Here is a 24,819-nt window from a genome sequence, read left to right as displayed (position 1 = left end):
ACACCTTAAGTCCGTGAAGGCCTCCTTGAGGGACCCAGAGTCCCTCAAGGAGGCCTTCACGGACCGGGGCTGAGAACGACTTAGCCGCGCTCAAGCCCCGAAACGGTCGCCGGGGCGATCTGCGCCGGAGCCACCGGAAGCGCCGCCGGAACGGCCGCCGGACCCGAGCCCACGACGGGCAGCGCCAGAGACGTCTTGCCGAGGTCCACCGTGATCTTCGGGTACTGCGACGGTCCCGAGATGAACGAACCGTCCGTCCCGCCGATGATCAGCGCGAGCTGATGTCCTTGCGGGACGACGTGGTCCGTACTCGCCAGCCGGAACGTCATGGTGTACGGCTGCCCCGGCGTCAGCGGCGACTCCTGGCTCAGCGACCGGTAGTTGGCCAGATCCGCCCAGCCCCGGCTGATGATGTTCAGTCCCACCGAGACCGAGTCCGTGCTCGTGTCCAGGTAGCAGGCGTCGTTGCCCGGCGAGCTCGAACCCCAGCACGACTGGGTCATCTCGTTCTTGATGCCTTCCTTGGACCCGGTGTAGTTCCGGATGGTCGCCGGTCCGTAGTCCACTAGGATCGCCGAAAGCCGCGCGGCGGACGTCGACGGCGTCGCGGTCACGGTCACCTTCGACGTCCCGGAGATCTGGAGGTCCTTCGCGAGCGCGCCGGTGCTGAACAGCACTCGTCCGCTCGCGGTCTCCGTCGGCCTCGCGGCCCAGCCGGTCGAAGACTGGCCGGACGAGTCCGTGAACGACGCCGTGCCCGTTCCCGCGGTCGTGCCCAACGTGCCGACACCCGGCGTGCTTCCGGACGAGGGACGCAGGGTGACCGCGTTACCCGCGGGCCACGCGGGCTGGTCCACCCACACGTCGGGTTCGCGTTCCACGCTCGCGCCCGGGGTCTTCTCGATGCCGTTGTCGACGCCGAGCAGGTAGTGGTCGAACCACTTGTGCAGGGTGTCGACCCACGCCGAACGCCGGTAGTCGAACGGGTCGACGTGCCCGGCCTGCGTCAGCCACACCTTGCGCTCGACGTTCAGCGCTTCCCACCACTGCCCGAAGTTGATCGTCTTGACGTTCAGGTCGCCCAGGCCGTGCGAAGCGAGCACGCTGGCCTTCACCTTCGAGGCGCTCTGGACGTAGTCACGGTCGAGCCAGAACGAGTTGTAGTCGCCGTTCGAGGTCGCGCCCGCGGTGAGCTTCTGGTTCGCCGCGCCGCAGTTCTGCCCGCCGTTGCGCTGGGACACGGTCTGCGCCAGCCCCGCCGGGCTGCCCTGGCGTAGGCTCGCGCCGTCGGAGCGGTAGTAGTCGTACCAGGAGCTGATGGCGCCGATCGGCACGATGGTCTTGAGCCCGTCGACGCCGGTCGCGGCGACGCCGTTGGCCACCGTGCCGTCGTAGGACTTCCCGATCATGCCGACCGCGCCCGTCGACCAGGACGCGTTGGTCCTCGCCGACCCCGTGGCCGTCGTGTAGCCGTTCGCCCGGCCGTTGAGCCAGTCGACGACCTTGCGCGCGGAGTTGACGTCCGACGGCCCGCCGATGTCGGTGCAGCCGCGGGACTTGTTGGTACCGGCCAGATCCACCAGGACCACGGCGTACCCGCGGGGCACGAAGAAGTTGTCGTAGTAGAGCGGGAACCCGACCGGCCTGCCCGCCGAGTCGTAGGTCTTGAGCTCGCTCTCGTTGCCGCGGCCGCAGCACGAGTAGTACGGGCTCGCGTCCATGATGACCGGGACCTTCTTGCCCTGCGCCGCCGGTTCCTTCGGCCGGATGATGTCGGCGGCGACCCGGTCCGAACGGCCGTCACCGTCCCCGTCGAGGCCGATGTCGACCCAGGCCGTCTCGCGGACGGCCTGGGCGAAGTCGTAGACCGGTTCGCTGCCCCGCGGTTTCGCCGCGGACTGCGGAGCCGCGACCACCGCCGCGGCGACCGCCAAAATCCCTGCCAGCACGACTCTTTTCACGGTTGAGCCCTTCCCCGTCGGCCGAAAGCCCGTCAGGAAGAGCTAAACGCGATGATCAGCGGCGCAGTAGAGCGGAAAGTCTTGGTTACAGATCGACGGCGCGGTAGAGCGAGCCGACCTCGCCCCGGTTCAGCCGCCGGATCGAGCCCGACCGCTGCGCGCCGAGCTGGACGTCGCCCAGCGCGGTCCGGACCAGTTTGCGCACCGGGTGGCCGGTGGCCGCCATCAGCCGCCGCACGATGTGCTTGCGGCCCTCGTGGATGACCAGTTCGATCTGGGTCCGCCCGGCCAGCATGTCCTTGACCCGGAACTGGTCGACCTTCACGATGCCGTCCGGCAGCTCGAAGCCCGCCCGCAGTTCCTTGCCGAGTCCGCGCGGGACGATGCCCTCGACCTCGGCGAAGTAGGTCTTCAGCACGCGGAACGACGGGTGCATCAGCCGGTGGCCGAGATCGCCGTCGTTGGTGAGCAGCAGGAGGCCTTCGGTGTTCTCGTCGAGCCTGCCGACGTGCACGATGCCGGGCGTCTCCTCGTACCGGCCGCGCAGGTAGTCGCCGACGCACGGGCGGCCGCGGTCGTCGTTCATCGTGCTGTGCACGCCCTTGGGCTTGTTCAGCAGGAGGTAGACGAGGTCCTCGCGGACCTGGACGCGGGTGCCGTCGACGTGGATCACGGAGTTGTCCGGATCGACCCGGCGGCCGAGTTCGGTGACCACCTTGCCGTCCACGCTCACGCGACCGCGCACGATCAGGTCCTCGGCCGCGCGCCGCGAGGCGACGCCTGCCTGCGAAAGGACCTTCTGCAGCCGAATGCCGTCGGGATGCGGGTCAGATGTCATCGATGGTGTCCACTTCGGGTAGCAACGGAGCGATGGGCGGAAGGTCGGCCAGGGACGACAGGCCCAGTCGCTCCAGGAACAGCTCGGTCGTCACGTACAGCGTGCCAGTGGTTTCGGGGTCGGTCCCCATCTCCTCGATCAGGCCGCGCGCCAGCAGCGTCCTGATCACCCCGTCCACGTTCACACCCCGGACGGCGGCGACCCTGGCCCTGGTCACCGGCTGCCGGTAGGCGATCACGGCGAGGCTCTCCAGTGCGGCTCGCGTCAGCTTGGAACGCTGGCCGTCGAGCAGAAGCTTCTCCACGAACGGGGCATAGACGTCCCTAGTGTAGAACCGCCACCCTTCGCCGACTCGGCGCAGGTCGATTCCGCTGGTCCGGTCGGTGAACTTCTGCGCCATCGTGCGCAGCGCCACGGTCACCCGCGACACGGGCTGGCCGACGGTCTCGGCGAGCGATTCCTCGTTGATCGGCGAGTCCACGACCAGGAGCAGCGCCTCGAGAGCCGCTTCGAGCGCCTCGTCGGAGGCGACGTCGGGGTAGTCGCCGTCACCGGCCGCGACGAGCCCTTCGTCGGCAGGAGGCTCGGCATTGTCTGTCGTTTCGGGCACCTCAGGTGCCGAAGCCTCTTCGGGGGTCTCGGGTGCTTCAGTGTTCTCAGTCTCTTCGGGGTTCACCCGTACTCCTCGTCCTCAGCGGCGGCGCGGTCCTGCTCGGCCGCCACCGACGCCTCCGCCACGGACCCGCCGGTCCAGCGCACGTGCAGTTCGGCGAGCGCCTCCAGCTGCTCGAACTGGACCGAGGACTCCCGGTACAGCTCCAGCAGCGCGAGGAACCGCGCCACGATCTCGACGGTGTGCTCGCAGTCCTCGACCAGTTCGCCAAAGGTCGCTTCGCCGCGTTCCGCGAGCTTGAGCCGCAGCAGCGCGGCGTGCTCTCGCACCGAGACCCGGCCCATGTGGATGTGCGCGATCGACACCGTCGGCGGCGGCTTCGGTTTGAAGACCGCGACCGCGATCTCGGAGAACTTCCCCACGTCGACACCGAGCATCACCTCGGGCAGCAGGCCCATGAACCGGTCTTCGAGCGCGACCGACCGCGGGTAACGCCGCAGCGCGCCGGCCTCCAGCTCGCCGAACAGCGCCGCGACCTGCTTGTACGCCCGGTACTGCAGCACGCGCGCGAACAGCAGGTCCCGTGCTTCGAGCAGGGCGAGGTCGTCTTCGCTCTCCACCTCGGCGGCGGGCAGCAGCCGCGCCGCCTTGAGGTCGAGCAGGGTCGCCGCGATGACCAGGAACTCGGTCGTCTCGTCGAGGTTCCATTCCGTGCCGAGCGCGCGGGTGTAGGCGATGAAGTCGTCCGTGACCCGGTGCAGCGCGACCTCGGTGACGTCGAGCTGGTGCTGCGAGATCAGCTGGAGCAGCAGATCGAAGGGTCCCTGGAAGTTCGCCAGGTTCACCTTGAACTTGGACGTGCTCAGCTCTTCACTGGCCAGTCCTTCGGGGACCATCCCGCCGTGCACGGTCTCGTGCACGACAGGGGTCTCTTCCGTCTCTGCTTCTGTCCGCTCGACCGGCTCCGGGCCGCTGGGAGCAGCCGCGGCCGGTTCGTCCATCAGTTCTCGGTCTCTTTCCCGTCCTCGGCGCCCGCCCGCAATCGCTGGACGAGTACTGACTCTTCGCCCGCCGCGTCGAAGTCGGCCAGCAGGACCGCCACCGCCTCGCGGACCAGCCTGCCGCGGTCGAGCACGAGCCCGTGCTTCGCCCGCAGGTTCAGCCTGGCCTGCTCCATCGCCAGCAGCTCGTCGCCGGAGACGTAGACGGTGATCTTCGCGTCGTGCTTGGTCCGTCCCGAACCACTGCGCGTGGCATGGGTCAGCCGGTCCTTGTGTGCCGCTTCGTCTCCTGAACCGTTCCCGTTGCCGTTCCCCGTCGAGGGGGCGGGCTGCGCGGGCGCGGGCGGGAGATCGAGGGCCGGGCTGGAGGTGATCCTGAAGAGTTCGGACGCTCCGGGCAGGGAAGCTCGCCTGCTCACCGAGCGATCACCTCGCGTGCCAGCGCGCGATAGGCCGCCGCGCCGGCTGATTTGGGAGCCCAGGTCGTGATCGGCTCGCCCGCGACCGTCGTCTCGGGGAACCGCACGGTGCGGTTGATCACCGTGTCGAACACGGTGTCGCCGAATGCCTCCACCACTCTCGCCATGACCTCCTTCGAGTGCAGGGTTCTCGGGTCGTACATGGTGGCGAGAATCCCGGTGATGTCCAGTTTGGGGTTGAGGCGTTCCTGCACCTTCTCGATCGTGTCGATCAGGAGCGCTACGCCTCGCAGACTGAAGAACTCGCACTCCAGCGGGATGATCACACCGTCCGCGGCGGTCAGTGCGTTCACCGTCAGCAGGCCTAGCGAGGGCTGGCAGTCGACAAGAACATAGTCGTAGTCGTTCATGACCGGACGAAGGACCCGTAACAAAGTGTGTTCGCGCCCTACCTCTGCGACCAACTGGACCTCGGCCGCGGACAGGTCGATGTTGCTCGGCAGCAGGTCGACGCCGTCCACCCGGGTCTTCCGGATGACGTCGGTGATGCTGACCGAGCGCTCCATGATGACGTTGTAGACCGTCTGGTCCAGCTCGTGCGGCTGAATGCCGAGGCCGACCGAAAGCGCGCCCTGGGGATCGAAGTCGACCAGCAGTACCCGGCGGCCGCATTCGGCCAGCGCCGCGCCCAGGTTGATGGTCGAGGTCGTCTTGCCGACGCCGCCCTTCTGGTTGCACATGGCCATCACCAGAGCGGGGCCGTGCCGTTCCAGCGGCTGCGGATCGGGGATCTCGCGATACGGGCGGCCGGTCGGGCCGATGCCGTCGTTCTCCCGTTCCTGCTGCTTGGCTTCTTTGACTTCTTTGGCGCGCTTGGCCTTGCGGCCGCGGGAAGCGATCGTGTCCTCCGACGGTTCGTCGCCGTCGTGTTCGGCGGGGGTTGCGATGGTCACCTGGCTGAGGCTCGCGGCAGCCGAACCGGCGGACGCGGACGGCTTCGCCGGCTCGTTCGGTGTCGACATAACGCGAAAGCTCCTCTTCGGCAGGATCTTCGGCAGCCTATGCGCGATTCGCGAGTCGAGCCAACGAGGCACGCCGGGATCGACCGGGTCGATTAGCCGAGCGCGCGAGGATGTGCTGTCGCGTAAACCTCGCGGAGCGTGTTGACCGTGACCAGCGTGTACACCTGGGTGGTGGTCACCGAAGCGTGACCGAGCAGTTCCTGTACGACACGGACGTCCGCGCCGCCTTCGAGAAGATGCGTCGCGAAGGAATGGCGCAACGTATGCGGGGAAACCCCCGCCGTGATGCCCGCGGATTCCGCGGTGTCCTTGAGGACCTGCCAGGCGCTCTGCCGGGACAGCCGGGAACCGCGCGCGTTCAGGAACATCGCCGGGGTGCCCCGGCCGTGGACGGCGAGCGCCGGCCGCGCGCGGACGAGATACGCGTGCACCGCTTCGAGCGCCGGGCGGCCGATCGGCACGATGCGCTGCTTGCCGCCCTTCCCGTCGAGCAGCACGGTCCGTTCGGCGTCGTCGATGTCGTCGACGTCGAGCCCGACGGCCTCGGAGATCCGCGCGCCGGTGGAGTAGAGCAGTTCCAGCAGCGCCCGGTCCCGCAGCGGCCGTTCCCCTTCGGGCGGCGGGGTTTCCAGCAGTTTCAGCACGTCGGTGACCGGCAGCGCCTTGGGCAGCCGCTTGGCCGCCGCGGGCGGGCGGACCTCGCGGGCCGGGTCGTTCTCGGTGATGCCGTCCGCGTGCGCGAACTTGTGCAGCCCCCGCACCGCGACCAGTGCGCGGGCCGCCGAGGACGCGGCGAGCGGCTGATGGTCCTCATCGCCTTCGCGCAGCGCGGCACCGAACGAGGTGATGTGCGCCGAGGTGACGTCGGTGAAGCGTTCGACGTCGGCGCCGCCGAGATACGCGGTGTACCGGCGCAGGTCGCGGGAGTAGCTGTCGAGGGTGTTCCGCGCGGTTCCGCGCTCGACCACCAGATGGTCGAGGTAAGCGGCGACCACCTGGGCGACTCCGGCACCGCCAGCCCGTGACACACGGACACTCTAGGACGACGAAGACCCGTTCGGGTGTTCGCCGCGCGTACGGCGTCCCAGGTGTGAAACGGGCTACCTTGGGAGCATGTCCCAGCAACCGGACCCGGAGGAGATGCGCGTCGGCACCGCCGAGCGCGAAGAGGCGGCGCGACTGCTCGGCGACCACTACAGCCAGGGGAGGCTCACGCCGGACGAATACGAGGGCCGCGTCCTCGCCGCGTACGAGGCCGTGACGCTCGGCGAACTCCGGCCGCTCTTCCAGGACCTGCCCGCGCCGCATCCGCCGTACCTCGCGCCACCGCCTCGGTTCGAACCGCCGCCGTTCGTCCCCGCCTACCAGCAGCCCGTCGCGATCCTGCCGTACTCGCCGAAGTCGAAGGTCGCCGCCGGGGTCCTGCAGATCGTGCTGCCGTTCGGGATCGGGCGCTTCTACACCGGCCACGTCGGGATCGCGCTCGCCCAGCTGGCGCTCGTGGTGTTCACGTGCGGCATCGGGGTGGTCTGGCCGGTGGTCGACGGGATCGTGCTGCTGGCGAACGGTGGCACCGACGCGCAGGGCCGACGCCTCCGCGACTGAGCTTCCGCGCGCCTACTACCGACTGGTTCCGCGTGACGGACCGGACGACACGTGTCGGAGCTTGGCCGCGAGTGTGTCGTCCGGCTGACCACGCGAGTTCGCCATCCACGCACGCGAGCCCCGCCGGCGAGCGGTGGCGCCGAGGCGGAGGGACACCGTCTCCGCGACTGAGCACCTGCGGCTCCCCGGAATCGGAATGTCATGAGGGGTCCCCATGGGACGGAAAACGTCCTATGGGGACCCCTCATGACACGAGACGCTAGAGACCGCGCGAAGCGAACTTCGTCGGCCGGGTCTCCCAAGGAGCGTCCGAAGGCCGCGACGAGGCCGCCCCCGAAAGCACCGCGTGCGCGGCCAGCACGCCACCGACGGTCGCCCCGTTCACCAGCTCGCCCGCCAGTGCCATCCGGACCGCTTCGGCGAGCGGGAACTTCCGCATGACGAGGTCGGCCTCCTCCTCGCCGAGGATCTCCCTGTCCACTTCGGACAGTTCCCGGGCGAGGTAGACGCGCACGACCTCGTCGGTGAAGCCGGGCGAAGCCGCGACGTCGACGAGGGTCTCCCAGCGTTCGGCGGCGAGCCCGACCTCCTCGACCAGCTCACGCTTGGCCGCGCCGACGGGGTCCTCCCCCGCCTTGTCGATCAGCCCGGCGGGCAGTTCCCACAGCCGCCGTCCGACCGGATGGCGGTACTGGTGGATCAGGGTCACCGCGCCGTCCGCGTCCAGCGCGACGACGGCGACCGCGCCGAGGTGCTCGACGACCTCACGGCGAGCCGTGCCGCCGCCGGGCATCACGACCTCGTCGACCCGCAGCCCCACGACGCGTCCGATATGGACGTCCCTTGTGGACGCGACGGTGAACTCGTGCGTTCCGGGCTCGGTCACCGGGCCACCGCGGGTGCTTCGGGCAGCTCGACCGGCAGCCGCTCGGCGACCTTGCGGTCCACGACGGCCTTCACGAACGCGCTGAACAGCGGGTGCGGACGGGTCGGGCGGCTCTTGAGCTCCGGGTGCGCCTGGGTGCCGACGAAGAACGGGTGCTTGTCGGCGGGCAGCTCCACGAACTCGACCAGGTGGTCGTCGGGCGAGGTGCCCGAGAACACCAGACCGGCCTCGGAAAGACGCTTGCGGTAGGCGTTGTTGACCTCGTAGCGGTGACGGTGCCGCTCGGAGACCTCGGTGGTGCCGTAGGCCTTCGCGACCTGCGAGCCCGGCTTGAGCTTGGCGATGTAGGCGCCGAGCCGCATCGTGCCGCCCATGTCACGCTCCCCCGCGACGACGTCGCGCTGGTCGGCCATCGTGGAGATGACCGGGTTCGGGCCGTCCTCGAACTCGGCCGAGTTCGCGTCCTTGATACCCGCCAGGTTCCGCGCCGCGTCGATCACCATGCACTGCAGGCCGAGGCACAGGCCCAGCAGCGGCAGCCCGTGCGTCCGGGCGTAGGCGATGGCGCCGACCTTGCCCTCGATGCCGCGGACGCCGAAGCCGCCGGGCACCAGCACACCGTCCACATCGGACAGCGCCGCGGCCGCGCCCGCCGGGGTCTCGCAGGAATCCGAGGGGACCCAGGAGATCTGGACCTTGGCGCGGTGGGCGAACCCGCCCGCGCGCAGCGCCTCGGTCACCGACAGGTACGCGTCCGGCAGATCGATGTACTTGCCGACGAGCGCGACCCGCACCGTCTCCGACGGGTTGTGCACGCGGTCGAGCAGGTCGCCCCACACGGTCCAGTCGACGTCGCGGAACGGCAGCCCGAGACGGCGCACCACGTAGGCGTCGAGCGCCTCACGGTGCAGCACCTTCGGGATGTCGTAGATCGACGGGGCATCGGGGCAGGCGATGACCGCCTCGGTGTCGACGTCGCACATCAGGCCGATCTTGCGCTTGAGGTCCTCCGGCAGCTCACGGTCGGCGCGGCAGACGAGCGCGTCGGGCTGGATGCCGATGTTGCGCAGCGCGGCGACCGAGTGCTGGGTCGGCTTGGTCTTGAGCTCGCCCGACGGGGCGAGGTACGGGACCAGCGACACGTGGAGGAAGAAGCACTGGTCGCGGCCGACGTCGTGGCGGACCTGACGGCAGGCCTCCAGGAACGGCAGCGACTCGATGTCGCCGACGGTGCCGCCGACCTCGGTGATCACGACGTCCGGGCTGTTCCCGTCCTCGTCCTCGCCCGCCGCGGCGGTGATCCTGGACTTGATCTCGTCGGTGATGTGCGGGATGACCTGCACCGTGTCGCCGAGGTACTCACCGCGGCGCTCCTTGGCGATGACCTCGGAGTACACCTGCCCGGTGGTGACGTTGGCCTTGCCGTCGAGAGCCCGGTCGAGGAAACGCTCGTAGTGCCCGATGTCCAGATCGGTTTCGGCGCCGTCGTCCGTGACGAACACCTCACCGTGCTGGAACGGGTTCATGGTGCCCGGATCGACGTTGAGGTACGGATCCAGCTTCTGCATCGTGACCCGGAGCCCACGTGCGGTAAGGAGCTGGCCCAGGCTGGAAGCCGTGAGTCCCTTACCCAGAGAGGAGGCGACGCCTCCGGTGACAAAGACATACTTGGTAGCCCGCGACTGAAGTCCCACGGGCTTCCACCTTATCGCACGCCCGCCGAAGCGCTCACCGGCCACGCCGCAAGCGTCCGATGGAGTGGAAAACCGCTACCCTCGCGAGGTGACAGACGCGCACGACACCTGGACCGCACCGGTCGCGGAAGGCCCGCTGGACGCCGACATCCGCGTTCCCGGGTCGAAGTCGATCACCAACCGGGCCTACGTCCTCGCCGCGCTCGCCAGCGCGCCGACGCGGGTACGGACCCCGCTCGACTCCCGGGACGCGCGGCTGATGCTCGGCGCCATCTACGCCCTCGGCGCGCATTCGCAGGGCAGCATCGGCGGCTACCTCGTGCACCCGCTCGGCCCCGGCCGCATCCATCCCGAGGAGACCGTCCGGGTGGAACTCGGCAACGCGGGCACGGTCGCGCGGTTCACCCCCGCGCTCGCCGCGCTGGGCACCGGCCCGGCGCTGTTCGACGGCGACGAGGCGATCCGCCGCCGTCCGATCGGGCCACTGCTGAAGGCGTTGCGCGGTCTCGGCGCCCGCATCGACGACGACCGTCGCGAGGCCCCGCCGTTCACCGTCCACGGCGAAGGCGGTCTGCGCGGCGGGAAGGTCGATCTGGATTCCTCGGCGTCGAGCCAGTTCCTGTCCGCGCTGCTGCTCGCCGGGCCGTCGTTCCAGCAAGGCGTCACCGTGCGCCTGGTCGGCGGCGCGGTGCCGAGCGAACCGCATATCGCGATGACCGCCGAGATGCTCCGCCGTTTCGGGGCCACTGTGGAGCGTGAGGGCGCCGAGTTCCACGTCGCCCCGACAAGGCTTTCCTGCCCCGAGTACATCGTCGAGCCGGACCTGTCGACGGCGGCGCCGTTCGTCGCCGCCGCGCTCGCGACCGGCGGCACGGTGCGGATCGCGGGCTGGCCGCAGCGCACTACCCAGCCGGGGGACTGGCTTCGCAGCCTGATGCCGGTCCTCGGCGCGACGGCCGAACTCGACGCGGGCGGCCTGACGGTCACCGGCAGCGGCACGATCCCCGGGGTCGAACTGGATCTGCACGACGTCGGCGAGCTGACGCCGGTGATCGCGGCGCTGCTGTGCCTCGCCGAGGGGCCGTCGATCATCTCCGGGGTGGCGCATCTGCGCGGCCACGAGACCGACCGGCTGACCGCGCTGGCCACCGAACTCTCGTCGCTCGGCGCCGACGTCCGCGAGACCGAGGACGGGCTCCGGATCACGCCGGCGCCGCTGCACGGCGGGAAGTTCCACACCTACGACGACCACCGCCTGGTGATGGCGGCGGCCGTCCTGGGGCTGCGCGTCGAAGGCGTCGAGGTGGAGAACCCGGGGACGGTCGGGAAGACCTTCCCCGGCTTCGCCGAAGCCTGGACCTCGATGCTCGGCTAGGCGATCCCGCCCGCGAACGGCGAATCGCGCCACAGGTCGATCATCGGCTTCGTGCCTTCCAGCAGCATCGGCAGGTCGGGCGCCATCGCCAGGCACGCGACCAGCTGAAGCCTGCTCACGGCCTCGGTCGTCTTCAGTACGGCTTCGTCGACCTTGCGCAGGCCCAGTTCTTCGGCGGCGGCGTTGTACGCCTCGATGCCTTCGGGGCCGTTGAAGGCGAGGTCGCGCTCGATCGGGCCGCGATTGACCAGCTCGAAGTCGGAGTAGAGATCGCCTTCGGTGGTGACGATCAGGTTGTAGCCCGGCGCGTCGCCGTGGATCGGCTGGACGGTGACACCGGGGAACGCCTTCGCGAAGGCTTCCTCCGATTCCAGCAGTGGCCGGAGGACCTCCCATTCGCGGCGGGCGCGGTCGAGGTCGGCGGGGTCGAGCAGGTCCGGCCGCCCTTCGAGCTGCGCGAGACCGTCGGGGATGAACGGGTCGAGGCCGTTCAGGAACGCCAGCTCGCCGGGGTAGTCGCGGAGCGCGGCGTGCAACTTGGCGACGAGCTCCGCCGTGTACGCCACGGCCAGGTTCGCGTCCTCGACGAATTCGACGAGCTCCCAGAACGTCATCGAGAAACCGTCCCGCTGCACGGGTTCCGCCGGAACCAGCGGGCTCGGCTTGACGACCGGGAGGCCCCTTTCGCCCAGCCAGGCGGCGACGGCGAGCTCACGCCGCTGATCGGTCAGCTGCGTCTCCGGCGTCGTCGTGCGTGGCAGCACGGTCGGCACGCGCACGACGACCGGCGAGGGCGCCAGGCGCACGATGACGGAGAAAACGTCGTAGAGGACCTCGGGTTCAGTGACGGCCAGGCCGAGGTCGCGGCCCGCCGAGACCGCGGCGGCCACCGCCCGCGCGGTGCGGGCGGCCCGTTGTTCGTCGGTGATCATGCCGGAAGTCTGACATGTCCGATTCAGCCGGCGGAGCGTTCTCCGTCATCCTCCGGGAACAGCGCCTTCAGCGTGACCTGCCGGTTGACCCGCACATGCTCGACGGCGTGGGCCCGCGCGCGATCGGCGTCGCCCGAAGCGATCGCGTCGTAGAGGCGGCGGTGCTCGCCGAGCAGCTCGCCCCAGTGCTCGTTCTGGCTGGTGAGCCAGCGCAGCCTGCCTTCGAGCGGGCGGAGGATCTCGTGCAGCAGGCCGTTGCCCGCCAGCGCGACGATCTGGTCGTGGAAGCGGGTGTTGAGCGAGGTGATGCGGGCCGGGTCGCCGCTTTCGGTGGCGCGGGCGGCGTCGGCGAGGAGACGTTCGAGAGCGCGGAGTTCCGCTTTGCCCGCCCGTTCGGCGGCCAGCCCGGCGGCGAGCCCTTCGAGTGCCTCCCGGACGTCGAACAGCTCCTCGACGTCGGCCTTCGCCAGCTGGCGCACGACGATGCGCCGGGGTGACTGGACGGCGAGGAATCCTTCCGCTTCCAGGCTGCGGATAGCCTCGCGCACCGGGACCCGCGAGACGCCGAGGTCCTCGGCGAGCTCGCGTTCGACCAGCCGGTCCCCCGGCTTCAACCGTCCGGTGAGGATCCGTTCGCGCAGCTCGTCCCGGACCCGCTGCCGGGTCGCGGCCAGCGGCTGCCGCGGTCCTTCCTCGGCCACCCGCCCCCCTCTCTCAACACTGCCGTAACAGCCCGTAACCCGAGTTTATCGGCTGAAACCTTGACGGCGGGCCACTGCGGGGTGATATTTGGGATGCCAAATTTTGGGATACCAAATCGACCGGAGCTCCCCGTCGATCGGAGGCCCGCATGACCGCCGCCCCAGCCGCCCGGACCCAAACGCAAGCAGCTGATCAGCCCGATCCCCGGCTTTGGAACGAAGATCTCGCCCCGGCGAAAGAACGCCGCTGGAAGGTCTACGACATCTTCGCGCTGTGGATGTCGGACGTGCACAACCTCGGCAATTACACCTTCGCGGCGGGCCTGTTCGTACTCGGCCTCTCGGCGTGGCAGGTGTTCACCGCGTTGCTGACCGGCTTCGTGCTCATCTACTTCGGCATGAACCTGATGGGCCGGATCGGGCAGCGGACCGGTGTCCCCTTCCCCGTCGTCGCCCGCATCAGTTTCGGCACCTTCGGCGCGAACCTGCCCGCGCTGATCCGCGCGATCATCGCGATCTTCTGGTATGGCATCCAGACCTATCTCGCGTCCGTGGCCATCACGCTGCTCGTGCTCGCGATCGATCCCGGGCTGAAACCGTTGACAGAGGTGGGTTTCCTCGGCCTCCACGCGCTCGGCTGGATCTGTTTCATCGCGCTGTGGCTCGCGCAGGCGCTGGTGCTGACCCGCGGCATGGAGGCGGTGCGCAAGTTCCAGGACTGGTGCGGTCCCGGCATCTGGGTCGTGATGATCGCGCTCGCGGTGTGGGTCCTGGCCGCCGCCGAGTGGAACATCTCCTTGACCGGCAACCCGAAGGCACTGTCCACAGGGGAGCAAGTGCGGCAGTGGTTCGGCGCGGTGGGCCTGATCCTGTCGATCTACGGCACCCTGATGCTCAACTTCTGCGACTTCTCCCGGTTCGCCCCGAACCAGAAGACGGTGCGGCGCGGCAACTTCTGGGGTCTCCCGATCAACTCGACGGCGTTCGCGCTGCTGTCCGTGCTCGTCACCGCCGGCAGCCTCCAGGTGTTCGGCGACGCCATCACCGACCCGGCCGAGCTGCTGGCCCGCATCGACAACACGCCCGTGCTGATCATCGGCGCGCTGACCTTCGCCATCGCCACCATGGGCGTGAACATCGTCGCGAACTTCGTCTCCCCCGCCTACGACCTGGCCAACATCTGGCCGAAACGGATCACCTTCACCATCGGCGGGATGATCAGCGCGGTCGCGGCGTTGTGCGTGCTGCCGTGGAAGCTGTACTCCTCCCCCGCGGTGGTCAACTACTTCCTCGGCGGTCTCGGCGCCTTCCTCGGCCCGCTGTTCGGCATCATGATCGTGGACTACTACCTGGTGAAACGTGGCCGGATCGACGTCGACAAGCTGTTCGTGGCCGGACCTGATTCGCCGTACCACTACGAACGGGGTTTCAACCCGCGGGCGATGGTCACTTTCCTGCCGACCGCGGCGCTGTCCGCGGTCATCGCGCTGGTGCCGTTCTTCGCCCCCGCCGCGCCGTACTCGTGGTTCATCGGCACCGCGTCCGCGGCCGCGCTGTACTTCGCCGTCTCGCGGAAACAGCGGGTGGCGTGATGCGGATCCTGGTCACCAACTGCAACACCACCGAAGCGATGACCAAGGAGATCGAAGCGGGCGCCCGAGCCGCGGCGAGCCCAGGCACCGAAATCCTCACCAGAACGCCGTTGTGGGGCCCGGAATCCGCGGAAGGCTGGCTGGACAGCTTCCTGAGCGCCGCGGCCGTCCTCGACCTCCTGAACGGGCTGGACGAACCGTTCGACGCGCTCGTGATGGCCGGTTTCGGCGAGCATGGACGGGAAGGCGCCAGGGAACTGCTCGACGTCCCCGTCGTCGACATCACCGAAGCGGCCGCGCATCTGGCCTGCCTGCTGGGAAGACGTTACGGCGTCGTGACCACATTGGACAGAACCTGCGGGCTCATCGAGGACAGCCTGCACGCGTCCGGCGTCGCACAGAACTGCGTCGGCGTCCTCGGCGCCGGGCTCGGCGTCCTCGAACTGACCGACGAACGCCGGACGGAGTCGGCGCTCCTGACCGCCGGGCGCCGGGCCCGGGACGCGGGCGCGGAGGTCCTCGTCCTGGGCTGCGCCGGGATGACCGGACTGGACCGGCGGATCTCCGCGATGCTGGACATCCCGGTGATCGACGGCGTCGCCGCCGCGGTCCGCCTCGCCGAATCCCTGGTGGCGCTGAACCTCAAGACCAGCCGGGCCGGCTCCTACGCCCGCCCGCTGCCCAAGAACCGCGTCTGGCCCGGCGCCCTTCCACGCGGTTAGTCAGTTGCCGTCGGCGGCGATCCCGGGAGCGGGAGCCTGGGCGTTGCCCGCGATGCCGTAACGTCCCGCGCCGCCTTCGAGCTGCTCGCGCAGCGCCATGATCGTGGTGACCCGGCCCGCCGCGGTGTCCGCGTTGTCCACAGTGGACAGAATGGAGGTCGACGAGGTGTCGGCACGGACGACGCCGATCGCGCCGGTGCCGTCTGCCGATCCCATGTCGCCCGCGAGGACGGTGCCCGCGCCGGAACGGTCGAGCTGCGCGGCGAAGCGCGCGACGGTCGAAGCGCGGTCACCCGCGCCGTCGCCGGTGTACTTGGAGCCGGTGAGCACGATCGCGAGCTGCGCGGGCTTCACGTCGCCGCCGGTCTTGAGGAAACCGCCGTCGGTGAGCCCGCCGAGCGCGGCCGCCAGTTCCACCGGCGTGGACTGCGGCTGCGCGTTGTCCTTGTTCAGCAACGCCACCGAACCGAGCAGAGCGCCGGCGAGGGTGCCCGGGTCGCCCGCGGTCGGGAACTGGACACCGGCGGGCTGCAGGCGCGTCACGACGTCACGCAGCTGATCGGATCGCATCGGATCGGAGAACGCCTCGGTCAGCTGGATCTCGCCGGTGACGGCGGCACCCGACTGCCCGACGAGCTGCTTGAGCGCGTCGCGGTCCGCGGGCTTCGCGTCCTCTGTGGTCACCAGCACCACGGAACGCTTGTCCAGCTGACCGGCGACGACCTTCGGCCCCATCGCGCCGGCGAACGCGTCCGCGTCGCCGAGCCGGGCGTTGAGCGAATTGCGCTGCGCCTCCAGATCCGCGACCTGGGAACCCAGATCCTCCTTCTGGCTGGCGAGGCCCGAAAGCAGCGAACCGTTCAGCGCCGTGGACCCGAGGACCACCCCGAGCGCGAGCGCCAGGAAGCAGGCGGCGATGGAAACGATGTGGTACCGCAGTGAAATCACGTGAAAAGTCCCTTGCCCCAGGCGATGAACGAGTTCCAGGTCTCGCGGATCCAGTCGAGGTAGACCGAACCCACGTCGGAGACCAGCAGCGCGGCCACGACGGCCACCAGGGTCGCCACCACCAGCAGGACGATGGCGCCGATGGACACCCGGCTGCGGTGCAGGGTCGCGACCGCCTTGCCGTCGACCAGTTTCGTGCCGAGTTTGAGCCTGGTGAGGAACGTCGACGGGTTCGACCCGGACCGGCCGTGGTCGAGGAATTCCCGCAGCGTCGCTTGGAAACCGACGGTGACCACCAGGCTCGCCTCATGCGCGTCGGCCAGCAGCAGCGCCAGGTCCTCGGCGTTGCCCGTCGCCGGGAAGGTGACCGCGCCGATCCCGAGATCCTGGATGCGCTCGACACCCGGCGCGTGCCCGTCCGGCGCCGCCGGGACCACGACCTCGCCGCCGCTGCGCAGCGTTTCCGAGCCGATCCCGTGCGGGTCGCCGACGATGACGTCCGGCTGGTATCCCTGCGCGCGCAGGGTGTCGGCCCCGGCGTCGACGCCGATCAGCACCGGCCGGTGCTCGGAGATGTACTTCTTCAGTTTCTTGAGGTCTTCGGCGTGCCCGTTGCCGCCCGCGACCACGAGAGCGTGCCGGTCCCGCAGCGGAACCCTGATCTCCGGAACACCGACGCCGTCGAGGATGAGACTGCGTTCCCGGCGCAGGAATTCGATCGTGTTCGCGGAGAACGCCTCCAGCTGGGTGGACATCCCGGCCTTGGCTTCGATCATCTGGTCCGCGACGCTTTCGCGCGTCTGCTGGATCCCCGATCCGATCTGCCGCTCGCCGATGTAGACGACGCCCTCGTGCAGGCGGAGTTTCGTACCGTCCTTCACCTTGCGCAGCAGTTCGCCGCCGACCGAGTCGACCAGCGGGATGCCCGCTTCGAGCAGGATCTCCGGGCCCAGGTTGGGGAACCGGCCGGAGATCGACGGCGACGCGTTCACCACCGCGGCGACTTCGGCCTCCACCAAGGCATCGGCCGTCGACCGGTCGAGATCCAGCTGGTCGAGGACGACGATGTCACCCGGGCTCAGCCGGCGGAGCAGCTCTCGCGTGCGCCTGTCGACCCTGGCGACGCCAATGATCCCGGGCAGGGTCTCTTGGTTACGCGTGAGCAAGCCGGTGAGCTTCATGCGACCGATAGTGACAAATCCGCGCGGCCTTCTGCGTCCGCCACGCCGATGGAAACACGCCGATTAACCCACACCGGGTCGCGCTACTTGGCTTTTTTGCGCTTTCCGCCGCGACGGGCTTTGGGCTTGTCCGGCGTGCTCTTGTCGGCTTCGGCCACGGCGAGCAATTCCTCCGCGTGCGCCCGGCCGGTCTCGGTGCTTTCCATTCCGGCGAGCATCCGCGCGAGTTCGACGACCCGCTCCGACTGCTTGAGCACGCGCACACCACTGCGGGTCACCCCGCCGCTGGTGCCCTTGTCCACCACGAGGTGCTGATCGGCGAACGCGGCCACCTGCGGCAAGTGCGTGACCACCAGGACCTGGTGGCTGCGCGCCAGCCGCGCGAGCCGCCTGCCGATCTCGACCGCCGCGCGGCCGCCGACCCCGGCGTCGACCTCGTCGAACACCAGTGTCTGCACGGTGTCCGCATGCGCGAGGACCACTTCGATCGCCAGCATCACGCGGGAAAGCTCACCGCCGGAAGCGGCCTTGTGCACCGGAAGCGGCGGGGCGCCGTTGTGCGCCCGCAGCAGCAGCTCGACGTCGTCGACCCCGTCGGGACCGGCGTGCACGAGCCTGCCGTCGACCTTCACGGCGTGCGCGTCGCTCTCGTCGACCGTGCGCCGCTCGACGGTGATCTCGATCTCCGCCTGGCCCATGGCGAGCCCGGACATCTCGGCGGTGATCGCCTCGGCGAGTTCGGCGGCGGCCTCGATCCGCGCCTCCGACAAGGTGAGGGCGTGTCCGGAGAGGGTGACGGCGAGTTCGTCGCGGCGTTTGGCCAGTTCGGCCAAAGCTTCCTCGGAGGTGTCCATCGTGGACATCCGGCGCCGGGCGTCGTCGGCCCAGGCGAGCACACCGTCCACATCGGCCGCGTACTTGCGCGTGAGCCGCTTCAGGTCGGCCTGGCGCGCGAGCACCTTCTCCAGCAGCGCGGGATCGGCGTCGAGCGTTTCGAGGTAGCTGCCCAGCTCGGCGCCCACTTCGGACAGCAGCACCGAGGCCTCGTCCAGCCGGGGACCGAGTTCGCGCAGCACGGCGTCTTCCGAGCCCGAAAGCTGCCGCGTCGCCTCGCCGATCAGCCCGACCGCGCCGGGCGCGTCCGGGTCTCCGTCGGGAGAGCCCGAGACGGCGGCCTGCGCGGCGCTCGCGGCGGCCCGCAGTTCGTCGACCGCGGCGAGCCGCTTGATCTGCTCGGTGAGCTCGGTGTCCTCGCCGGGCTCGGGCGCGACGGCGTCGATCTCGGTGAGCCCGTGGCGCAGCAGGTCCGCCTGCTGGGCCATCTCGCGGGAGCGGGTGGAGCGCTCGGTCAGTTCGGCGACGACGGCGAGCCATTCGTCCCGTACCGCGCGGTACAGCTCGAGCGGTTCGGTGACGGCCTCGCCGGCGAACCGGTCGATCACGGCGCGCTGCTCGGCGGGCCGCAGCAGCCGCAGCTGATCGTTCTGCCCGTGGACCGCGATCAGCTGCTCGGACAGGTCGGCCAGGACGCCGACCGGCACCGAACGGCCACCGAGGTGGGCGCGGGACCGGCCGTCGACCGAGACCGCGCGCAGCGCGATGACGCTGCCGTCCTCGTCGACCTCCGCCCCGGCATCGGTGACGATCCGGGTGGCACCCTCGGCACCGCCCAGCTCGAACCGGCCTTCCACGAAGGCCTTCAGCATTCCCGTCCGCACCTTGGACACTTCGGCTCGGCCGCCGGAGAGCAGGTGCAACCCGCTGACGACCATCGTCTTGCCCGCACCCGTCTCACCGGTGACCACGGTGAAGCCCGCGTGCAGTTCCAGCAGGGCGTCCTCGATGACTCCGAGGCCCTGGATGCGCATCTCGGCCAGCACGACGACCACCGTAGCGGCCCACCCCGACCATTCCCGCACCCGGCACGTCATGAAAGGGTCGTTCAAGACGTTTTTCGTCTTGAACGACCCTTTCATGACATCCGTCAGCGGGCGTGTCGCTCCCGCCAGCCCTTGATCGGCAACGAGAACTTGTGCACCAGCCGGTCGGTGAACGGGCCTTCCCACAACCGGATCAGGCGCACCGGCACCTGCCCGCAGGTGACCCGCACGGCAGCGCCGGCGGGAAGATCGAAGGTCCGCGATCCGTCGCAGGTCAGGACGGCGGGCGAGCCGTCCGGATCGATGGCGACGGTGATCTCCGAGTCGCGCGAGACGACCAGCGGCCGCGAGAACATCGCGTGCGCGTTGCTCGGGACCACCAGCAGCGCCTGGACGTCCGGCCAGATGATCGGACCGCCCGCGGAGAACGCGTACGCCGTCGAACCGGTCGGAGTGGCGCACAGGACGCCGTCACAGCCGAAGGACGACACGGGCCTTCCGTCGACCTCGATGAGCGCGTCCAGCACGCGCTCACGCGAGCTCTTCTCGACGCTGGCCTCGTTGAGCGCCCACGTCCGGACGATCTCCTCGCCGTCGACACGGACCACCACGTCGACGGTCATCCGCTCTTCGACCTGGTAGTCGCCGTCGACGGCACGCTGGACGGTGTCGGCCAGCTTGTCCGAATCGGCCTCGGCGAGGAACCCGACCCGGCCCATGTTCACGCCGAGGACCGGGACACCGTTCGGCCTGGCCAGCTCGGCGGCTCGCAGCAGCGTGCCGTCGCCGCCGAGCGCGAACACCAGCTCGGTCCCGGCCGCCGGATCCTGCTCCGGCGCCATGACCGTGCAGGGCGCGCCGATCCCGCCGTCGGCTTCCAGCATCTCCCGGACGTCCTCGTCGATCACCCGCAGCCGCACCCCGGCCTTGGCGAACCGGGCCGACACCTCGCGTGCCGCGTCCCGGGTCGCGTCCCGGTCCGGGTGGACGACCAGCAGCACCTCGCGATCGCTCATTGGGGTCCCTCCAGGACTGCGGTGCGCACGAGCCGCTCGGCGTCGGTGCCGAGGGTCTCCCCCGCCCCGCGGGCAAGCCAGACGAAGTATTCGACGTTCCCGGACGGCCCGGGAAGAGGGCTCGCCACGACGCCGCGCAGACGCAGGTCCAGCTTTTCGGCCTCGGCGAGCACGCCCAGCACCGATTCGGCCCGCAGTTCCGGGTCACGGACGACGCCGCCGCTGCCGAGCCGTTCCTTGCCCACCTCGAACTGCGGTTTGACCATCGGCACCAGGTCGGCGCCGTCGCGCGCGCAGGCGGCGAGGGCGGGCAACACGAGTTTGAGCGAGATGAACGAGAGGTCGCCGACCACGAGGTCGACCTGGCCGCCGAGGTCCTCCGGGGTCAGGTTGCGGACGTTCGTCTTGTCGAGGACGACCACGCGGTCGTCGGTGCGCAGGCGCCAGTCCAGCAGACCGCGGCCGACGTCGGCGGCGATCACCGTGGCGGCGCCGTTGCGCAGCAGGACATCGGTGAAGCCACCGGTCGAGGCGCCCGCGTCGAGGCAGCGCTTTCCCTCGGTGGAAAGGCCTTGCGGGGTGAAGGCTTCGAGCGCGCCGAGCAGTTTGTGCGCGCCGCGGGAGGCCCAGCCGGGGTCGTCGCCGTCGCGCACCACGATCGGCGCGCCGGATTCGACGCCCGTCGCGGGCTTGGTGGCCACCATCCCGCGCACGGTGACCTTGCCCTCGGCGATCAGCGCGGACGCCTGCTCACGGGAGCGGGCCAGACCCCGCCGGACGAGCTCCGCGTCCAGGCGGGCGCGTTTGGGCACGCGGTCAGACCTTGTCGATGGTGGACAGCGCCACCGTCAGTTCGGTGTGCACGGCTTCGAAACGGTCGACGTGCTCCGAGAGCGGAAGCGCGGCGAGGTCGTCGAGACCCGCCACGGCTTCGTCGATCCCGGCACGGGGATCCGTGTCCTGCTGCGCGAACTGATCCGGCGGCGGCCCCGGCACCGGCGGCGGGCCGGGAACCGGGGGTCGCGGAACGGGGTGGAAGTGGTCTTGCACCCCACCAAGTTAGCAGCGCTGGTCAGGCGAGGCGCAGCTCGGCGAGCGCGGCGAAGGCGGTGTCGCCCACACCGCGGACCTCGGTGATCCCGGTCTCCCAGGCCACCGCGCACAACGCGCGCAACAGGTCCAGGGCGTCGCCTTCACCATCGGCCTTGAGCACGTCACCCTGTGCGGTGACCCGCCAGCCGTCCTTCGGGCCGACTTCGAGCAGGTCCGCCCGGCTGCTCAGCCCGGACAAGTCCCACGCGAGGTAGCGGGGACGCTCCTCGCGCCTCGCCTTGATCAGGGACGCCGCGTCGGCGACACCGGTCAGGACGCAGAGCGCGTCGATCCCGGCCGCGACGGCGCCCTCGATGTCGGTGTCCAGCCGGTCGCCCACGACGAGCGAGCGCTCCGCTCCCGCGTCCCGCGCCGCCGTGGTGAACAACAGCGGCGCCGGCTTGCCCGCCACCAGCGGTTCGACGCCGGTGGCGGTCCGCAGGGCGGCCACCATCGACCCGTTGCCCGGCAGCAGACCGCGTTCGGTCGGCAGGGTCGCGTCGACGTTGGTCGCCACCCACAACGCGCCCGCGCGGATGGCGAGGCACGCCTCCGCGAGAGCGGCCCAGGTGTTCTCCGGGGAGTGCCCCTGCACCACGGCCGCCACGTCCGGACCGGCTTCCCGGACCGTCCGCAGGCCCGCCGACTCGATCTGGGCGACGAGCGACTCCGTGCCCACGACGAGGACCACGGCGCCCTGAGGCAGCCGCTCGCCCAGCAGGGCTGCGGCCGCCTGAGAGCTCGTGTGGACCTCGTCGGGGCTCGCGGGGAGCCCGAGTGCCTCCAGGTGCGCGGAAACCTCCGCAGGCGCCTTGGAGGCGTTGTTCGTCACCCAGCGGACGGCGGTGCCGTGGTCCCGGAGCGTCCGGAGTGCTTCCGGTGCGCCCGGGACCACCTTGCTGCCGTGATAGACCGTGCCGTCGAGGTCGAACAGGACCGCGTCGTACCCGGCCGAGAGGGCGTCAGCCATTCGTGAGCTCCGCGGCGCGCTCGGCGGCGTCGGTCTCGTCCTCCTCGTCGGCCTCGGCCGCGTTCAGGAACCAGCGGATCGCGTCTTCCTTGCGGTCGGCGGCGGCGAGGTTGTCGGCGTAGGCGTAGAACAGCCGGGCGCTCCACGGGTCGCGCTTCTCCGCCTTGAGGTCGTCGCCCTGGAGGGAGACGACGGCGGCGTCGAGCTGACCGAGGTCGCGCCGCGCGCCGGCCGCGACGATCGCGAGTTCGATCTGGGTCGCCTTGGACAGGCGCTCCTTGTCGACCTCCTTCGCGAGGTCGAGAGCCCGCTCCGGACGACCGATGGCGCGTTCCGCGTCGGCGATGATCGCGATGTGGTCGTCGGTCCGGGTCATCCGGCGGACGGCCCGCAGCTCGGACAGGGCTTCCGACCAGTTGCCGGCGTGGTAGGCGACCAGGCCGAGCGCCTCACGGACGATCGGGACCCGAGACGCCTTGGCCTTCGCGTACTTGGCGTGCTCCATCGCGGCTTCCGGATCCTCGTCGACGAGGCCACCGGCGGCTACCAGGTGCTTGCCGACGGTTTCCGCGAGCGCCTTGGGCAGCGTGCGGAGTTCGCGACGGACCTCTTCGTCGAGGTCGGAGAACTCGATGCCCTCGGGCAGTTCCGGGGCCTCGAGCAGCTCGCGCGCCAAGGTCTCGTCGTCGACCGGCTTGTCCTCGGCGCGCGGCGAGGAACGGAAGTCCTTGCGGCCCTCGGAACGGTCGCGCTGGGGACGGTCGTCGCGCCTGCGCTCGAACCGGCCCTCGCCACCACGGGAGTCGCCGCGCTTGTCGTCGTACCGCTTCTCCGGGCGATCTCCCGAAGAGCGGTAGCCGCCACGACGGTCGTCACCGCGGTTGTCGCGGTCGCCGTAGGACTTGCGCTCGTAGCCACCGCTGCTCGGACGGCGGTCACCGGAGGAGGGACCACGCCGGTCGTCACGGCGGTCGCCGTTGTAACCGCCGGAACGGGAGCCACCGCGGTCGTCGCGGTAGGACGGACGACGGTCGCCGCCGCCCCGGTTGTCACGGTCCCGGTTGTCGCGATCCCGGTTGTCACGGTCGCCGTAGGACTTGCCCTGGGGGCGTCCTTCGTAGCGGTTGCCGGACGGGCGGTCGTCGGACCGGCCGCGGTTGTCCGAGCCGTAGCCGGAGCGAGCCGGGCGGCTGTCGGAACGCTTCTCGTAGCGGCTCTCGGAACGGTTGTCCGAGCGGCTGTCGGACCGATTGTCGTAACGGCGCTCGGGACGGCCTTCGGACGAGCGGTACCCGCCGCGGTCGCCACCCCGGTTGTCCCGGCGGTCGTCGGACCGGTAGCCACCACGGTCACCGCCGCGGTTGTCGCGACGGTCATCAGAGCGGTATCCGCCCCGGCTGTCGCGGTTGTCCGAGCGGTAGCCGCCGCGGTCGTCGCGACGATCGTCGGAGCGGTAACCACCGCGGTTGTCACGGCCGCCGGACCGGTCGTCGTTGTAGCGCGGACGGTTCTCGTCCCGTCCCTGGCCACCGAAGCGGCTGCCACCGGACCGCTGGTCACGAGGACCGTCACCGCTGCGGGCGGGCTTGCCGGAGTAGCTGCTCGTACCGCGGGCACCGCGGTCGTCACGGCGCGGGCGGCCCTGGTAGCCGCCGTCGCGGCCACCCCGGTCCTGCCTGCCGCCGGCGGAGCCACGCCGGTCACCTCGCTGCGCGTCAGACCGGCCTCCGCGGGGACTGTCGTCCCGGCGGCCCGACCGGCCGGACGCGCCATCATCTGAGTCACGTCGACCGAACTCGGACACCTGGCCTCCTGCCACTATTGAAAAAGTTTTCGACACTTGCGCCCACCTGCCGGGCGAGCCAACGGACCATTCTAGTCCGTCCATGGACATGAAAAGAGACAGGGCCCTGACCGGGGAGAACCTGTTAGGGGTTCTCGACCCTGGTCAGGACCCTGTCCTGAAGTTAGTCCGGCGGTGTCCTACTCTCCCACAACCCTTCGGTTGCAGTACCATCGGCGCTGTCAGGCTTAGCTTCCGGGTTCGGAATGGGACCGGGCGTTTCCCTGACGCTATAACCACCGAAACACTACGAAACAACACACACTGCTTGCTTCACACAAACGGTGTGGTGTTTCAGAGCTGTAGAGTGGATGCGTAACATCTTTGTGGGCAAGTCCTCGGCCTATTAGTACCAGTCAACTCGACAACACATTACTGTGCTTCCATTTCTGGCCTATCAACCCAATGGTCTGTTGGGGGCCTTAACCCACATGGGGTGGGATACCTCATCTTGGAACAGGCTTCCCGCTTAGATGCCTTCAGCGGTTATCCCTTCCGAACGTGGCCAACCAGCCATGCCACTGGCGT

23 protein-coding genes and 2 rRNA genes are annotated in these 24,819 nt (G+C 69.8%); 4 read left to right on the top strand and 21 right to left on the bottom strand.

The window, feature by feature from the left end:
* Positions 1-80: 80 nt before the first annotated feature.
* From AB0N89_RS37555 to xerD, 7 genes are all read right to left on the bottom strand, one after another.
* Positions 81-1,949 carry a Xaa-Pro dipeptidyl-peptidase gene (locus AB0N89_RS37555; RefSeq protein WP_364215310.1) on the bottom strand — a complete coding sequence of 623 codons (1,869 nt, stop codon included), beginning with the start codon at positions 1,947-1,949 and terminating at the stop codon, positions 81-83.
* A 97-nt stretch (positions 1,950-2,046) separates the two neighbouring features.
* On the bottom strand, positions 2,047-2,799 hold the full coding sequence (locus AB0N89_RS37550) for a pseudouridine synthase (protein ID WP_007035528.1): 753 nt from the start codon (positions 2,797-2,799) through the stop codon (positions 2,047-2,049).
* Positions 2,789-3,475: an SMC-Scp complex subunit ScpB gene (gene scpB, locus AB0N89_RS37545; RefSeq protein WP_364215300.1), complete on the bottom strand. Its 687-nt coding sequence runs from the start codon at positions 3,473-3,475 to the stop codon at positions 2,789-2,791. Before scpB ends, AB0N89_RS37550 begins: the two co-directional genes overlap by 11 nt.
* Positions 3,472-4,413 carry a segregation/condensation protein A gene (locus AB0N89_RS37540; protein WP_364215297.1) on the bottom strand — a complete coding sequence of 314 codons (942 nt, stop codon included), beginning with the start codon at positions 4,411-4,413 and terminating at the stop codon, positions 3,472-3,474. The genes scpB and AB0N89_RS37540 overlap by 4 nt, the downstream gene beginning before the upstream one ends.
* Complete coding sequence (locus AB0N89_RS37535) at positions 4,413-4,832, bottom strand: cobyrinic acid a,c-diamide synthase (protein ID WP_364215294.1); 420 nt, start codon at positions 4,830-4,832, stop codon at positions 4,413-4,415. The genes AB0N89_RS37540 and AB0N89_RS37535 overlap by 1 nt, the downstream gene beginning before the upstream one ends.
* Entirely contained in the window at positions 4,829-5,854 is a 1,026-nt protein-coding gene (locus tag AB0N89_RS37530; RefSeq protein WP_364215291.1) for an AAA family ATPase, read from the bottom strand. Before AB0N89_RS37530 ends, AB0N89_RS37535 begins: the two co-directional genes overlap by 4 nt.
* A gap of 92 nt (positions 5,855-5,946) precedes the next feature.
* Positions 5,947-6,849 (bottom strand): site-specific tyrosine recombinase XerD, encoded by a 903-nt coding sequence (gene xerD, locus AB0N89_RS37525; RefSeq protein ID WP_364215307.1) that lies wholly within the window; start codon positions 6,847-6,849, stop codon positions 5,947-5,949.
* Positions 6,850-6,967: 118 nt separating this feature from the next.
* Here xerD and AB0N89_RS37520 point away from each other — a divergent pair, with 118 nt between their 5' ends.
* Positions 6,968-7,459 carry a DUF1707 domain-containing protein gene (locus tag AB0N89_RS37520; protein WP_364215289.1) on the top strand — a complete coding sequence of 164 codons (492 nt, stop codon included), beginning with the start codon at positions 6,968-6,970 and terminating at the stop codon, positions 7,457-7,459.
* Positions 7,460-7,718: 259 nt separating this feature from the next.
* Here the strand turns inward: AB0N89_RS37520 and AB0N89_RS37515 are convergent, their stop codons facing one another.
* Both AB0N89_RS37515 and AB0N89_RS37510 read right to left on the bottom strand, forming a co-directional pair.
* Complete coding sequence (locus AB0N89_RS37515) at positions 7,719-8,345, bottom strand: NUDIX hydrolase (RefSeq protein ID WP_364215286.1); 627 nt, start codon at positions 8,343-8,345, stop codon at positions 7,719-7,721.
* Entirely contained in the window at positions 8,342-10,039 is a 1,698-nt protein-coding gene (locus AB0N89_RS37510; RefSeq protein WP_364215283.1) for a CTP synthase, read from the bottom strand. Before AB0N89_RS37510 ends, AB0N89_RS37515 begins: the two co-directional genes overlap by 4 nt.
* Positions 10,040-10,127: 88 nt before the next feature.
* On the opposite strand from AB0N89_RS37510, the gene aroA reads away from it, so the two are divergent.
* Entirely contained in the window at positions 10,128-11,414 is a 1,287-nt protein-coding gene (aroA, locus tag AB0N89_RS37505; RefSeq protein ID WP_364215280.1) for a 3-phosphoshikimate 1-carboxyvinyltransferase, read from the top strand.
* Here the strand turns inward: aroA and AB0N89_RS37500 are convergent.
* On the bottom strand, positions 11,411-12,346 hold the full coding sequence (locus tag AB0N89_RS37500) for an aminoglycoside phosphotransferase family protein (protein WP_364215277.1): 936 nt from the start codon (positions 12,344-12,346) through the stop codon (positions 11,411-11,413). The two genes, aroA and AB0N89_RS37500, sit on opposite strands and share 4 nt — an antisense overlap.
* A 23-nt stretch (positions 12,347-12,369) precedes the next feature.
* Complete coding sequence (locus AB0N89_RS37495; protein ID WP_364215275.1) at positions 12,370-13,047, bottom strand: GntR family transcriptional regulator; 678 nt, start codon at positions 13,045-13,047, stop codon at positions 12,370-12,372.
* 149 nt (positions 13,048-13,196) lie between these two features.
* Here AB0N89_RS37495 and AB0N89_RS37490 point away from each other — a divergent pair, with 149 nt between their 5' ends.
* Positions 13,197-14,639 (top strand): NCS1 family nucleobase:cation symporter-1, encoded by a 1,443-nt coding sequence (locus AB0N89_RS37490; protein ID WP_364215272.1) that lies wholly within the window; start codon positions 13,197-13,199, stop codon positions 14,637-14,639.
* The gene (locus AB0N89_RS37485) at positions 14,639-15,361 is read left to right on the top strand and encodes an aspartate/glutamate racemase family protein (RefSeq protein ID WP_364215269.1); all 723 of its coding nucleotides are present in this window, start codon (positions 14,639-14,641) and stop codon (positions 15,359-15,361) included. Before AB0N89_RS37490 ends, AB0N89_RS37485 begins: the two co-directional genes overlap by 1 nt.
* Here AB0N89_RS37485 and AB0N89_RS37480 read toward each other — a convergent pair whose 3' ends face one another.
* The 10 genes from AB0N89_RS37480 to AB0N89_RS37435 form a co-directional block, all read right to left on the bottom strand.
* Positions 15,362-16,309 (bottom strand): copper transporter, encoded by a 948-nt coding sequence (locus tag AB0N89_RS37480; RefSeq protein WP_364215266.1) that lies wholly within the window; start codon positions 16,307-16,309, stop codon positions 15,362-15,364.
* Complete coding sequence (gene steA, locus AB0N89_RS37475) at positions 16,306-17,490, bottom strand: putative cytokinetic ring protein SteA (protein ID WP_364215263.1); 1,185 nt, start codon at positions 17,488-17,490, stop codon at positions 16,306-16,308. The genes AB0N89_RS37480 and steA overlap by 4 nt, the downstream gene beginning before the upstream one ends.
* An 83-nt stretch (positions 17,491-17,573) precedes the next feature.
* Complete coding sequence (gene recN / locus AB0N89_RS37470; protein ID WP_364215304.1) at positions 17,574-19,370, bottom strand: DNA repair protein RecN; 1,797 nt, start codon at positions 19,368-19,370, stop codon at positions 17,574-17,576.
* Between the two features lie 104 nt (positions 19,371-19,474).
* Complete coding sequence (locus AB0N89_RS37465) at positions 19,475-20,386, bottom strand: NAD kinase (RefSeq protein WP_364215260.1); 912 nt, start codon at positions 20,384-20,386, stop codon at positions 19,475-19,477.
* The gene (locus tag AB0N89_RS37460; RefSeq protein ID WP_364215257.1) at positions 20,383-21,198 is read right to left on the bottom strand and encodes a TlyA family RNA methyltransferase; all 816 of its coding nucleotides are present in this window, start codon (positions 21,196-21,198) and stop codon (positions 20,383-20,385) included. Before AB0N89_RS37460 ends, AB0N89_RS37465 begins: the two co-directional genes overlap by 4 nt.
* A gap of 4 nt (positions 21,199-21,202) precedes the next feature.
* Positions 21,203-21,382 (bottom strand): hypothetical protein, encoded by a 180-nt coding sequence (locus AB0N89_RS37455; protein WP_038511536.1) that lies wholly within the window; start codon positions 21,380-21,382, stop codon positions 21,203-21,205.
* Positions 21,383-21,458: 76 nt separating this feature from the next.
* Positions 21,459-22,448, bottom strand: a complete 990-nt coding sequence (locus AB0N89_RS37450) for an HAD-IIA family hydrolase (protein WP_364215254.1) — start codon at positions 22,446-22,448, stop codon at positions 21,459-21,461.
* A complete protein-coding gene (locus tag AB0N89_RS37445) occupies positions 22,441-24,252 on the bottom strand; it encodes a hypothetical protein (protein ID WP_364215251.1) in 1,812 nt (603 codons plus the stop codon). Before AB0N89_RS37445 ends, AB0N89_RS37450 begins: the two co-directional genes overlap by 8 nt.
* Before the next feature lie 166 nt (positions 24,253-24,418).
* Positions 24,419-24,535, bottom strand: a 5S ribosomal RNA gene (gene rrf / locus AB0N89_RS37440).
* Positions 24,536-24,617: 82 nt separating this feature from the next.
* A 23S ribosomal RNA gene (locus tag AB0N89_RS37435) occupies positions 24,618-24,819 on the bottom strand; the annotation flags it as partial.

The sequence above is a fragment of the Amycolatopsis sp. NPDC089917 genome, from assembly GCF_040684635.1.
GTDB lineage: Bacteria > Actinomycetota > Actinomycetes > Mycobacteriales > Pseudonocardiaceae > Amycolatopsis.
The sequence above is the reverse complement of the archived record's forward strand: the minus strand, read 5'-3'. Positions and strand labels throughout refer to the sequence as shown.